This is a genomic window from Blautia sp. MSK17_66, assembly GCF_020538025.1.
Classification (GTDB): Bacteria; Bacillota; Clostridia; order Lachnospirales; family Lachnospiraceae; genus Blautia_A.
On the sequence record NZ_JAJBNQ010000011.1, the window covers coordinates 42,583 to 55,229 of the forward strand.

The window sequence follows — 12,647 nt, forward strand, 5'->3', positions numbered from 1 at the left end:
CACTATTAATACGACAGAAAAAAGCAAAAATCACGCTAAAATTTCATTTCTTCAATAATTTTTTTTAATTCTTTAATATCCATTCTTCCAGAAAGACAATACATTACTGAATCTTTTGTCCATTCTGCTGAATAACTCTCCTTTTCATCCACATCTTCTATCTTACTGATTAAAACTTGTATTCCCTCCTTATTCACTACTACTGTTCCTGAGTCATCGCCATGCCTACTGTTCATTTTACTCTCAGAACTCTCATTTTGCTTATCAATATATAATATAATTATATTATCGTTATATTTATATTCTATTCTGGCTATTTCTAATATTTCTTTAGTCTCATAATTTTTAAATTGCATTCCCTGCGGCCTGTAATAAAACCGCGGCATTTCTATCCCCAGTTTCTCTTCTATATCCGTAATTGCCTTATCCTCATCTATATTTACTCTCTCATTTTCCTCATCATTGTCCACAACCGTCTTCGTATCATCCCCGCTCCAGATCCTCATACTATTCACCAGATACCTCCGGTTCGCCTCACTGGTCATGCTCGCAGCAAATATACATGCCAAAGCAACCGCCGCCATTCCTGCAGCTTTTCCAAGCCGATGCCACCTGACTCCTGTTTTTCTGCTTTTGATCTCAATGATTTTCGAATCTGAAGCTTCATGCTCTGCATTTTCCTTTTTTTTCTCTCTCAAACCGACGCAGCAGTTCCTGATAAGAATCCTTGACTTCTTCATCTGTGAACACCAGATTTTCTACATCTTTGTCCGCAAAAAGTGCTTCTTCTATCTGCTTTTCTCTCTCTATAAATTCTTCCCTGAGTATCTTCTGAAACATTTCATCATCTATATCATCCCGCAGATCCGGGTTATTTCCCAATGCGTTTTTTTTGTTATTTTCAAACTCTTTTTTCATAAGTAATTCTCCAGCCAATGGGATATCCTGATAAATCGTTTCTGTAAACAGAGTTACTGAGCAGTTACCTATCATAACTGTTCACAGTAACTACTTATCCTCTTATACTGTATCTTTCCTTGACAATTCTGCCCTTGTGGTTCATAGTTATTGATAATAAAAAAGATTTTTCAGGAGGATTTCCCATGAAGCATATTATTCTTACCGGCGGTGGTACTGCCGGACATGTCACCCCAAACATAGCCCTGATCCCGACACTTAAAGAAGCCGGATATCAGATATCTTATATCGGTTCCTATAATGGAATCGAACGTAAACTGATTGAAGAACTCGGAATTCCATATTACGGGATTTCTTCTGGTAAACTGAGACGTTACTTTGACCCTAAGAACTTCTCCGATCCGTTCCGTGTTCTCAAAGGATTTCATGAAGCCAGAAAGCTTCTCAAACAACTGAAACCCGATGTTGTATTTTCAAAGGGAGGTTTCGTTACCGTCCCTGTTGTTATCGCTGCAAAGCGTTGTAAAATCCCAGCAATCATCCACGAGTCTGATATGACTCCCGGACTTGCCAACAAACTGTGTATTCCATCCGCCGTCAAAGTGTGCTGTAACTTTCCTGAAACAGTCAGCTCTCTGCCAAAGGACAAGGCTGTTCTCACCGGTACTCCGATCCGTCAGGAATTATTAAATGGTAATAAGGAAGCCGGCCGTCAGTTCTGTGGTTTCACTGCTGATAAACCAGTCCTTATGATCATCGGCGGCAGTCTTGGTGCTGCCTCGGTTAATGACCATGTCCGCAAGATCCTTCCAGAACTTCTGAAGGATTTCCAGGTGATCCATCTGTGCGGTAAGGGAAAAATGGACGAAAAACTGACCGGTACTGCCGGATATGTTCAATACGAATATATCAAAGACGAACTGCCGGATCTCTTTGCCCTGGCAGACGTTGTGATTTCCCGTGCAGGAGCTAATGCAATCTGTGAGATCAGTGCTCTCCATAAACCAAATCTCCTGATCCCGCTGTCCGCCAATGCAAGCCGTGGTGACCAGATCCTGAATGCCCGTTCCTTCGAAAAACAGGGATACAGCATGGTTCTTGAAGAGGAGGAGATTACCGATCAGAAGCTTCTTGACACCATTCATCAGCTTTATGATAACCGCCTTTCCTTCGAAGAAGCCATGGCAAAAAGCAAACAGATGGATTCTATCCATCACATCGTTTCTCTTATTGAAGGATGTGTCCCATCAAAATAAACGACAGATATTTTACGCAGACTGCCCACTTTAGGGTTGTCTGCGTATTTTTTTAAGTTTCTCTTTCATCCACGCCTTCGCCCTGAAGTTACGATTATTAACCGCATTTCTACTGATTCCATACTCCTTCGCTACCACATCCGGTGGTTCTCCATAAACTTGTGTCCTGAGCAGGATTTCGTAACTTACAGGATTCTCTCTCCGGAGCATTTCCAGCGCACGATTCCTGTCCGCCTTATCTTCTAATTCGAGGATAACAGCTTCCGGATTAGCCTTCTCATCTATAATCTCCTCACCGTTATCCTCATCGTCAATAATACACATTTCATGTCTGTTACAGGAACGTTTCAGATAATCAAGACATACCTTTCTAGTTTTATTATGAACCTTGGCTCTTAAACATTCTTCATCAGAATAATCCAGTTTGTCCTCTTCTTTCAGAAAGTACATAAATACCTCCTGTGCAATATCCTTGGATATGTTCTTTTCCTTTACGATCCTGTAGGCAATGTTTGCTGAGAATTCAAATAAAGTATCATAGAAATCTGTAAAATTCTCAACCATATCTTTTGCATCATCCTGACATTTTTATTTTACTTTTGCCAGAATTTCCTCTTTCTCTTCATCTGTCAGTTTTCCCGGTTTCCAGGTAATTCCAACATTATCTCCCTCATATCTTGGAATCAGATGCATATGAAAATGAAATACGGTCTGACCTGCGATTTCTCCGTTATTCTGTACAATATTAAAACCATCACAGTTCAGTCCGTCTCTGAGTCTGGCTGCCATATGTTTTGCAAGAATCATTGCCTTTCCTGCTGTTTCGTCCGGAAGTTCATAAATATCAGCTGCGTGAGCCTTCGGAAGAATCAGGGCATGTCCCTTGCTTGCCGGTCCCAGATCCAGGATCACCCGGAAATCTTCGTCCTCATATAAAGTAGCTGACGGAATCTCTCCATTTGCGATTTTACAAAAAATACAATTTTCCATGATCAATTTCTCCTTTATTTTATAGTGTTTTCTAGCTCTATTGTGACGTATTTTGACGATTTTTTCAATACGAAATTTGTTGCCGCCTGCATTTTACAATGCTACACTTGAGATGAGGTGACAGATTATGAAAGAAAAAATCGATTCCGCAAAACATACAGAACAAATTAAAATCCTGTTTTCCAGGTTTTCGCATGAACTGAGAAATCCACTGGCACTTCTCTCCAGTGAACTGCAGCTTCTCGCTTCCTCCCACCCTCAACTCTCCAACGATGAACAGTGGGAAAACATACTCGAAAATCTGGAATATATCCATGCACTGCTGGATGACATGTCGCGATACCAGAATGCAGGACAGCTTTCTCTTGTTTTAACTGACTTAAGTCCCTGCTTAAACGAAATATCAAGGTCTTTTCGCCCTGTTCTGAAATATCTGGAAATCGAATTTAAAACGGACATCCCCGATAATCTCCCAAAATTATCTCTGGATCCCCTGAAAATCCGACAGGTATTTCTAAATCTTCTTCGCAACGCTCAGGAATCCATCAGCCATACACATGGAAGCATCTGTTTTCGTGCCGAATCCACTGCTCAATATGTACATATTTCTGTTCAGGATAACGGATGCGGCATGACCCCATCTCAAAAATCGCGGATATTTGAACCTTTCATAACCTATAAGTCCGGCGGCACAGGCCTCGGACTTTCTGTCGCCAGACAGATTATTAAAGCACATCACGGTTCCATAAAAGTTGAAAGTGCTCCCGGTACCGGAAGCACTTTTCATGTATATATTCCTCTGGATCCTGAAGGATGCCAGAACAGGACTGCCAGTACAAAACCTGCAAGCAGACCACCTATATGAGCGGCATTGTCCACGCCTGAACTGGTGAAGCCAAAATAGAGGGAAAATGCTGCCATCACCAGGATCTGTCTCATGGACAGATCACCCAGCCATCCTTTATTTCGGATCACTATATAGATCATGGCACCCATTACTGCAAAAACTGCACCGGACGCACCGGCAGATACAGAAAACTCCTGCGTCTTTAATTCCAGAAGCAATGATACCACGTTTCCTGCTATTCCGCCCAGCAGATAGATCAGAAGGAAACGTATTTTGCCAATCACCCGTTCCAGACGGCTGCCAAGCACAAACAATACCAGCATATTATTGACAAGATGTTCAATTCCAAAATGAAGAAACATAGAAGTAAACAGACGATAGACCTCTCCATTTTGTATGATATATGGAGTATAAGCAGCTCCATATTCCAGTACATGCCAGGCATCCTGAGATGTCCCGGTAAACTCTACTGCAATAAAGACCAGAACATTGATCAGGATCAATGCCATCGTTGCAGGTTCTTTTCGGATCTCTTCCAAATTCTTCACTCCATTCTGTAACATTCCAAGACTCAACATTTTATGTTGTTCCGTATATTCTAACAGATGGATCTCCATATAGCAAGAACTCCATAGCCCGGCATATTTCTATTTTATGAACACATATCTCGCTTCTGCAAAATCTACTTCATCTTCATCCTGAAGCTGATACTCTTCATTTGCCCTGAGCAATCTTCCATTTACAGAAGTTCCGTTTCTGGAATTCAGATCGGCCAGAAAATAGCCTTCCTCCTCTTTACGTATCCGGGCATGGACACGGCTTACAGTAGCCCGTGGAATTACTGCATCTGCCGCATTTTCCAGTTTTCCTATAACGGTGAGGTCCTGTTCCAGAAAAATTGTTGCAAGTTCACCAGGCTCTCTGCTTACCAGGCTGGCAGGCCCTTTGACCGAGCCGGAGGATAACAGCATCGTTTCACCATAATTCTCTTCTTCTCTCTTTTCGCTTCCTGTATAAAGGTTTTTCCCGAATCCAAAGCTTTCATCTGACGATTCAAATTTATGATACTCATGTGGTTTTGTATCCTGGTTCACGTTCTTACAACTGCTCTGAAAATTCTCGAGTTTCTCAGATTTTCCGGCAATTTCCTTTTTGACTTTCTGTCTCCATTCCAGAGTTTCGTTCTTTTTTTTCTGGTTTTTCTTACTGAGCCAGGAGCCCAAAGCCCCAATCCCCAGCAAAACAATTGCTGCCAGCAGCACAGCTTCTATCGGAACTTCCGGAAGATATCCAAGATAACACGCTACAGCAACGCCCAGCAGAAGAAACACTCCCAGAGCGCAGCCTCCAATCCACAGAAGTCTGCCGTCTATTGTTTTTCTCTTGTTTTTTTCCTTTTTTTCTGCCCTTTTTTCACCGGGATCCGGTACTTTTTCTTCCGGCAGCACCAGGCATTCCGGAGGCTCTTCCACAGGCTTTGTTTCTTCATCTCTTCTCTCGGATGTCTCCGGCACATTCTGATAAATGATTTCTTTGATCATTTCCAGACAGATGCCATTTTCCAGTGCCTTTCGATAAATACCATATCCCATTGTCACTGCAGATGCTTCTTCGTGGTCGAGCTTTGGAAGAAAATATTCTGTCATCTCCCGAAACTGTTCACTGATTGTTTTGGGCTCACCCGGAAGACAGCAGAAATACATCTTCTGCTTCTCAACATCCAGATACATATATTCCGGCGAAAGCAGAAGCTGATCCGGATTCAGAAGAAACTCCATCATCTCTTCCATAATCTTTACAACTCCGCCAAAGATAAGTCGGATATCAGAAACCTGAAGTTTCTTCTGTTCATAGAATGAAGCCAGTGACTGTCTTGAAGTAATATCATAATAAAACAGGAAATTTCCATCCAGTCCCTGAATACGACATTTCAGAATAGAAGGCACTGCATTTCCTGTCAGCATCCTCACCTGATAAGAAGAAGTGTCTACCGGATTTTCTCCATGCAGGATCAGATAATTATGGCTCATATCACGTTTATATTCCGCATACATTTTTTATTCTCCCATCTCTTCTATTACTTCAGACGCTGCTTTGATCTTCCGGATCCATGCCGCCGGACGGATGATCAAAGAACTTCCTTCTGCCATAAGTTCCCATTTCAGACCACCAAATCCGGAAATGGTATCAGCAGTATAAGTCACCTTGATCTTTTTTCCGCCCTGCACCTGTCCCATCAGATTTTCTGCTCCAAAAAAACCAACATTTCCAAGCTCTCTGCATCTGATCTCTGCCGCCTGCTCTGCCTGTCCGTCTTTTCTTATTCCTTCTATGCTTCCGGTGAGCGCCGATTCACAGGCGGCAGCCGTCAACCATGCCCGGTTATGCACAAAAAAAGTCAGATATAAAACACCCATCAATACCAGAAGTACCAGTGACATTACACAGGCCGCCTCGATCGTAAAGCTTCCCTTTCTTAAATATTCTCTTTTCATAGCAGCACAGCTCCTATATATCCTGCCAGCAGAAACGGAACCAGCGGTATCTCTGTTTTTCTGCTCTTTCCAAACACTGCAAGAAGAACACCTGACCATCCTGCCGCAAAAAACAGACCCATACAGAGCATCTGAACATAGATTTCGGTACTCAAAAGCGTTCCCAGCGCAGCCAGTATCCAGCCATCTCCAACTCCGACTGTTCCACAACTCAAAAATCCGGCTGCAAGAAACATCATTCCAATTCCCGCCGGAATCAGTATATCTCCAATTGGTCTGCCTGTAAAAATACTGTACATAATCCCGCTTATCCCATAGATTCCTGCCAGAACCAATGAAATCTCTCTTGACCTGAAATCCAGCCAGCTGTTTGCCGCCAGAAAAAGTACTGTATATAGTTCTTTCAAAATATTCTCCCTTCTTATCCGCAACTGCTGCAGGCATGCATATCCTCTACCTGTGACAGCTTCACCAGTCTTATTGTTCGCTTCAGCCCACTGCAGGTTTCCTGATTATGATAACGATTCCCTGTCGAGGTAACATAAACGCAGCCTGCCGGACTCTGATTACGGCTGCACGACTCACAGGGATAATATTTTGCGCCATAAGTATTTCTCATGGAAGCAATTCTGGAACCGGCTACCTGCTGAAGTGATACCCTGAGATATCTGCACCCTGGATTCCTGTGATAAACCGTGCCAGATTCTGTTACATACACCATCTCTTCCGGCGAAGCTTCAGAACCGACATCCGTCTTCTCTTCTGCTCCAGTCCAGGCATGAACCGTTATCGTATTCTGCATCCAGACCTTTGAGAGTGGAATCAGCCCTCCCACCGGTGTATACGAATATGCATCAGGCAAAGTTATCTTCTCCGGCCCTTTTTCGTCCAATGCATATGCGTACATTCCTGCCTCTTTTGTTCTCTCGCAAAGTTTCTGAAGATGTACCGTCTGAAGCTGATAAATATCCATGAAAGAGATCATCGTCACCATACCAAGAAAGAAAAGGGGAAGTACCAGTGCTGTTTCAACTGCAAGACTTGCTTTTCGCAGCCTTCCCCAAAAGGCACAGAAAGATACCTTTTCAGAAAGCTTCTGATACTCTCCGTTCATCGGGGGAAACTGGAGAACTGATTTTTTAAGAGAGCGTTTCCTTTCTTTTTTCTTTCTGTCTATCTTTTTTAAATACCCATCACTTATTACTTTCTGAAAAAGCATCTTTCTGCACCTCTTTTTTTGCCGGGCGGTTATCCTTCGAAACCGCCCTTATTTTCAGATATAACTATACTGCCGTGTTACGTTAAATACTTTCTTTCTGCCGGAACTGACATCCACAGAAGCTTCTATCGCCTCAATACAGCAGTCCAGCCGAAAACTGTCCCTTCCCTTTTTTTCACGGATGCTGACTTCGATCATATCCATTCCCCGTTCCAGTTTTTCTTTTTTTGATTTTGTCATAAGAAGCACCTGAAGATAATCTTCATAGGACATTCCATTTTCATTGGTTTTTCTCTGACTGTCCAGATTTTCAAGAAGATGAGGAATACTTTCCAATGATACCTGCCAGGTTGCCGCACTCTTTACAATCGGCACTTTACCGCCATGAAACAGTTCTCTGACATCCAGAACACTCTCTGCAAAAGCCCAGCATAAAAGAAGTGCTCCTTCAATAATAAATGCTGCCGGCGGAACTAGAAAGGCGGATGCTATTCCAAGTGCCAGTGCATGCATCTGTGCTCGTTTTGCAGGATCTGACATCAGATATGCCGCATTGATCCCTTCTCTGATCATGATCAGTCGATTCGCCACAATACGGAGATTTGCTCTGTCATTGTCACCCGCACCAAGAATATACTCCTGCTGATACTGAAGTCCTGATGATGCCGGTTTCTGGTAATTTCCCAGTCTGTCTGTCAGATATTTCTGAAACAGAAGCTGCGAAGACTGTGAAGAATCTTCTGTCGCTTCTCCCGGCATGGACATTCCCTTCTGGATGTTTCTCTTTGATACAAAATCTTTTGTCGAAATCTGTACATCCGATATTCCTTTTGCCGGTGGCACAACCAGGTCCAGAATACTCATGGTTCGAATTTTCTTTATGGCTGGAATCGGATTCTTCGCATCATTGGATTCTCCGTCTGAAAATTCATCTTCTGCATCTCCACTTTCAAAATCTGCTCCATTATTTCCGTCATCTTTTTTGGTTTCTTCCGTTTTTGCATTCTCTTCTGCTTCCTTACTCTTATTAAAGGCATTATTCATTTCCGAATCATAATTTTTCAGCGTTTCGCCATTTTCTGTTGATTTTCCGTCTTCTTCTGCCTTCTTTGTTTTTTCTTCTTTTTCTTTCATGCGTTTCAGAAGTACCTGTACACCCTGGCTTCCCAATGTATCCTTCATATAGGACACCGCCTGATGATAAAAAACTTCTCCATTCTGATCCGTTGCCAGCCTGTATCCCGTAAATCCTCCCTGTTTAATCCGAAGCTTCCGGCCATTCTGCTTCAATACAGGTTTTATATAGGATTCCAGATTGTCATAAACAGCCGCCAGGTTTAATTCCGTTCCTCCCTGAGTTCCATCCAGAAAAAACAGATCATAATCCCGAAGAAGAGAACGGTCATACTGCCCAAACAAAGAGTACAGTCCTATATCCATTCCATTCAGAATCTGAGTTCTTGTCGCTGCTGCCTGCACTGACTGAAGACTGGCACTGACAAGCGACAATAGAATACTGAGTATCAGAGCCAGAAAAACCGTAATGCTGCCTTTTTTCTCCATAGGCACTTCTCCGGATCAGATAGAATTACTCTGTTTTGTAATCTTACTTAAAATAGACTCTACCAGACTTGTGAGCTGATCCTTAAAAATAATTACCAGGCTGATCAGTACTACCAGGATCAGAATGATTTCAACAACACCGACTGCCTCTTCTTCTCTTGCAAACGCTTTAACTGTATCCACAAAATCTCTCATGTACATACCTCCCGATACTGTTTCCTGTCAATAACTGCTATTTTTGGATATTTCCATAGGTTTTTATAGCACCTTCTGAATAGTTACTTACTGTCCATAAAATGAAAGAAATGCCGGAATCATAATGATCGCCATAACTACGATAAGCATCATGATCATTGGTATCAAAAGTTTCGTAGCTGCCGCTTCTCCCAGAACCCTTGCCTTTCTTTTTCGTTCATCCCACGCTTCCATTGCCTCCTGCTCCAGAAGATCTGCCATATGTCTGCTTCCTTTTTGAAGATTCTGGATCAGGATCGTTGAAAAAGTCTTATATTTCATCTGACCGCACCGTTCGCCAAAACGACGATAAGCCTCCAGTTCTGCCACACCACTGTCCATCTCCCGACAGGCCAGTACTATCATTTCATATGCAAAATGTCCTTTTACCGGTTTTGACCTCATATAATCCGATGCCATCTTCTGAAATGCCCGCCTTGCCGTCATACCTGCCTGGATAAGAAGTGTAAATTTCAGGATCAGAGGCGGATAATCCATCAGAAGCTGCTCCGCACGCTTCGCTGATGCCTCCTGCTCTTCTCTCGTTTTTTTGAGCATAAGTACAAAAGCTGCAAACAAACTTAAAGCTGCGATCAGTGTTCCTGTGGTATCACCCGGTTTCTGCCATTCCAGTTTCTGTCCCTTCCAGTCTTTTGGAAGGTAATAATAATCAGGATCCTTTTTGATTTCATTGTACTTCTCAATCGCTTCTCTTAGTTCTTTCTTTCTGGATTCTTCCGGACTCTCTTCTTTCTCTGTCTTTTCTGCTGCCTGTCCTTCTTCACTTTCTTTCTCCGGGATCTGCACATCAATCTTTTCTGCATCCTGTCCGTCTACAGAAACCTCAAATTCTTCTGTATATGCACCGGTCGTTTCTTTTTCAAGGCGATACCCATCTGTATAAATTTCTCTTACACCGCTGGTCATCGTCAGAGCCATTCCAAGACAGTTTCCACAGACTGCCACGATCAGAAATAACCGGATACTTTCCCTGTCTGCAAATCCATCCAGGCGGAGCCATCCTGCTTTCCAGGCGATGCCGATTCCGGCAGTGGCCATAAATATTACAACATGTACCCACATATCACACCTCTATATCTACAATTCTTCTTCCGAGCCAGTAAGAAAAGCTGTATATCCCAAGACATATCGTCATAGCACAGATACCAAAGGGATTTCCATACAGCACTCCCAGAAATCCCGGAGAGGTCAGTTTCAAATAAATAATGATTCCCACCGGCATCAGACTCATAACCATCTGTTCTGCTTTTTTTGCTGCCAGAGTCGTCTCGATCTCTTTCTTGACATCAATCTTATCCCCCAGCATTCTCGCAGATGTCTGGATGATTTTTGACATATCACCTCCGGTCCGCTTCGCTGTGTAAAAGACTGTCGCAAAATTCTCCATATCTTCAATTCCACAGCGCTCACCAAGACTGCGAAACAGTTCTTCTACCGGAACACTGACCTTAAGCTGGCTTTCCATATATCGGAATTCTTTTACTATATCTGCATCCTTCGGATACATGCGCTCCAGATCTCTGGCACACGCTGAGACTGCATTTTCTACAGAATAACCCGCCTGTACTGCCACACTCAACGCATTCAGTGCATCCTTAAACTGATAATTCAGATTTTTCCTCCGTTCCCGGATAAGCTGCTTCTTCCGTACCTTTAAAAATATGACAGACACCGGTATTGCCAGTATCATCAGCCATTTATTTTGATAAAAAAGATAATCCAGTGCTCCACAGAGCAGAATGCTCTGTATCAGATATTTCACGATCTCCTTTCCGGTAAAATGATATTCTCTGTAATCCTGCTTCATAATTCCACTCCTGCCCGGACCAGTTTTTCTCTGTTCAGAAGTTGTGCTGTCTGTACAAGCCCCTTTCCCTCCTGCCATCTGTAAAGTGTCCTGGTCTTTATTTCATGATTTTCGAATCCACAAACCTCTGTTATCTCCAGTACTTTACGACTCTTATCTCTCATACGTCCAAGATGAACCAGAATATCCACTCCGGAGGCGATCTGTCTTCGAATTGCTTCCAGCGGAAGATCTACTCCCATCAGAGTCATTGTTTCCAGACGTGAAAGCATATCTTCTGCCGAATTTGCATGTGCCGTACTTAAGCTTCCTTCATGCCCGGTGTTTATCGCCTTTATATGGACTCCCTATGTTCCCATCATGCAGAAATACAATATCTGTACTTAATATACACTGTATATAACGTTATTATCTTGCCATTCCACAGTTGCAAAAAGAAAAGAGAGCCTTTCACAGCCCTCTTTCATATTGACTTTCTCATTCATTTGTCATACTTAACAGTTTGGCAACCAATGTCTCTAAACTTTTTCCCCAAAATGGGACAAAGTCTGGTATTGCACCAAATGCCATCCCAATTATTATCATTCGCCCACATTCTCTTGCAGATTCCAATGCAAATCCATAACTCAAAACACCTGTCAGAATAAATATAATTGATAAAAAGTAAAGCAAAATATTTCCCAACATCATCGGAATTTTTAATAACCAGCGAATCAATGTCATTACTGCAAGAATTAAATATAAAAACACTTTTATTATGTACTTAACCAACATTTTTAATCCCTCACTTTTTTGTCTTTCCGGACAGCAAGAATCTTGCCATCCGGACTTCCTTTTTTTTGCTATCCGGACTTCCACTTTTTTGCTATCCGGGCTGCAAAATTCTTGCTATCCAATGCAGTTCATTATCCTTTTGTGTATATCATTTCCGTCAAAATCATCTCTTCTGCATCATGACAAATGACATTCATCCTCCTTGTCCATTCCATGTTGTCCTGCCTTTTTAATTTCTCTGTAATTCCTTGTTTCTCCATCATCTGTTTTACTAATTGTTCTTCCCTATCCCTTGCTTCTGCATCAATCTGATTCAAATGCTCGACAAGTTTTCCTTGTAACAACAATATTTGATATTTTGCCTTTCTGTGTTCCTGTAAATAGCTTTTACGAAGCATCCCATATTTCCCATAAGTTGGTTCGATATCTGTAAGTGCCAATTCCGGCAAATAATAATCTCCACATAACATATAAGTAAGTCCATTTTTCTCATCATAAATTTCGTTCTGCATAAAATATTCTC

17 protein-coding genes and 1 pseudogene are annotated in these 12,647 nt (G+C 42.3%); 2 read left to right on the forward strand and 16 right to left on the reverse strand.

Annotated features, from left to right (window positions below):
- Positions 1–35: 35 nt before the first annotated feature.
- Both LIR34_RS07395 and LIR34_RS07400 read right to left on the reverse strand, forming a co-directional pair.
- Positions 36–698, reverse strand: coding sequence for a DUF4367 domain-containing protein (locus tag LIR34_RS07395; RefSeq protein ID WP_173902411.1), 663 nt, complete (start codon positions 696–698; stop codon positions 36–38).
- On the reverse strand, positions 664–993 hold the full coding sequence (locus LIR34_RS07400) for a hypothetical protein (RefSeq protein WP_265107716.1): 330 nt from the start codon (positions 991–993) through the stop codon (positions 664–666). Before LIR34_RS07400 ends, LIR34_RS07395 begins: the two co-directional genes overlap by 35 nt.
- A gap of 110 nt (positions 994–1,103) precedes the next feature.
- On the opposite strand from LIR34_RS07400, the gene LIR34_RS07405 reads away from it, so the two are divergent.
- Positions 1,104–2,174 carry an undecaprenyldiphospho-muramoylpentapeptide beta-N-acetylglucosaminyltransferase gene (locus LIR34_RS07405; RefSeq protein ID WP_173902413.1) on the forward strand — a complete coding sequence of 357 codons (1,071 nt, stop codon included), beginning with the start codon at positions 1,104–1,106 and terminating at the stop codon, positions 2,172–2,174.
- A gap of 30 nt (positions 2,175–2,204) precedes the next feature.
- Here the strand turns inward: LIR34_RS07405 and LIR34_RS07410 are convergent, their stop codons facing one another.
- Together LIR34_RS07410 and LIR34_RS07415 are read right to left on the reverse strand one after the other, a co-directional pair.
- Positions 2,205–2,738 (reverse strand): RNA polymerase sigma factor, encoded by a 534-nt coding sequence (locus tag LIR34_RS07410; protein ID WP_173902414.1) that lies wholly within the window; start codon positions 2,736–2,738, stop codon positions 2,205–2,207.
- Between the two features lie 24 nt (positions 2,739–2,762).
- Positions 2,763–3,164 (reverse strand): HIT family protein, encoded by a 402-nt coding sequence (locus LIR34_RS07415; protein WP_161284639.1) that lies wholly within the window; start codon positions 3,162–3,164, stop codon positions 2,763–2,765.
- Between the two features lie 127 nt (positions 3,165–3,291).
- On the opposite strand from LIR34_RS07415, the gene LIR34_RS07420 reads away from it, so the two are divergent.
- Positions 3,292–4,029, forward strand: coding sequence for a sensor histidine kinase (locus tag LIR34_RS07420; RefSeq protein WP_173902415.1), 738 nt, complete (start codon positions 3,292–3,294; stop codon positions 4,027–4,029).
- Here LIR34_RS07420 and LIR34_RS07425 read toward each other — a convergent pair.
- The 12 genes and pseudogenes from LIR34_RS07425 to LIR34_RS07480 form a co-directional block, all read right to left on the reverse strand.
- Positions 3,948–4,628 carry a rhomboid family intramembrane serine protease gene (locus tag LIR34_RS07425; RefSeq protein WP_320442965.1) on the reverse strand — a complete coding sequence of 227 codons (681 nt, stop codon included), beginning with the start codon at positions 4,626–4,628 and terminating at the stop codon, positions 3,948–3,950. The genes LIR34_RS07420 and LIR34_RS07425 overlap by 82 nt on opposite strands.
- A gap of 30 nt (positions 4,629–4,658) precedes the next feature.
- On the reverse strand, positions 4,659–6,065 hold the full coding sequence (locus tag LIR34_RS07430) for a DUF6382 domain-containing protein (protein ID WP_173902416.1): 1,407 nt from the start codon (positions 6,063–6,065) through the stop codon (positions 4,659–4,661).
- Between the two features lie 3 nt (positions 6,066–6,068).
- Positions 6,069–6,506: a TadE/TadG family type IV pilus assembly protein gene (locus LIR34_RS07435; RefSeq protein WP_173902417.1), complete on the reverse strand. Its 438-nt coding sequence runs from the start codon at positions 6,504–6,506 to the stop codon at positions 6,069–6,071.
- A complete protein-coding gene (locus LIR34_RS07440; RefSeq protein ID WP_173902418.1) occupies positions 6,503–6,913 on the reverse strand; it encodes a prepilin peptidase in 411 nt (136 codons plus the stop codon). The genes LIR34_RS07435 and LIR34_RS07440 overlap by 4 nt, the downstream gene beginning before the upstream one ends.
- Positions 6,914–6,927: 14 nt before the next feature.
- On the reverse strand, positions 6,928–7,725 hold the full coding sequence (locus LIR34_RS07445) for a TadE/TadG family type IV pilus assembly protein (RefSeq protein ID WP_161284634.1): 798 nt from the start codon (positions 7,723–7,725) through the stop codon (positions 6,928–6,930).
- A 54-nt stretch (positions 7,726–7,779) separates the two neighbouring features.
- Entirely contained in the window at positions 7,780–9,288 is a 1,509-nt protein-coding gene (locus LIR34_RS07450; protein ID WP_173902419.1) for a DUF5702 domain-containing protein, read from the reverse strand.
- 15 nt (positions 9,289–9,303) lie between these two features.
- Entirely contained in the window at positions 9,304–9,483 is a 180-nt protein-coding gene (locus tag LIR34_RS07455; protein ID WP_173902420.1) for a Flp1 family type IVb pilin, read from the reverse strand.
- An 87-nt stretch (positions 9,484–9,570) separates the two neighbouring features.
- Positions 9,571–10,605: a type II secretion system F family protein gene (locus tag LIR34_RS07460; protein ID WP_161284632.1), complete on the reverse strand. Its 1,035-nt coding sequence runs from the start codon at positions 10,603–10,605 to the stop codon at positions 9,571–9,573.
- Between the two features lies 1 nt (position 10,606).
- On the reverse strand, positions 10,607–11,350 hold the full coding sequence (locus LIR34_RS07465) for a type II secretion system F family protein (protein WP_173902421.1): 744 nt from the start codon (positions 11,348–11,350) through the stop codon (positions 10,607–10,609).
- Positions 11,347–11,688 (reverse strand): annotated as a pseudogene (locus LIR34_RS07470) (ATPase, T2SS/T4P/T4SS family); the annotation flags it as partial. The pseudogene LIR34_RS07470 and the gene LIR34_RS07465, both read right to left, overlap by 4 nt.
- A 139-nt stretch (positions 11,689–11,827) precedes the next feature.
- Entirely contained in the window at positions 11,828–12,124 is a 297-nt protein-coding gene (locus LIR34_RS07475) for a hypothetical protein (RefSeq protein ID WP_173686191.1), read from the reverse strand.
- Between the two features lie 131 nt (positions 12,125–12,255).
- Positions 12,256–12,636: a TnpV protein gene (locus LIR34_RS07480; protein ID WP_173722327.1), complete on the reverse strand. Its 381-nt coding sequence runs from the start codon at positions 12,634–12,636 to the stop codon at positions 12,256–12,258.
- Positions 12,637–12,647 lie beyond the last annotated feature (11 nt).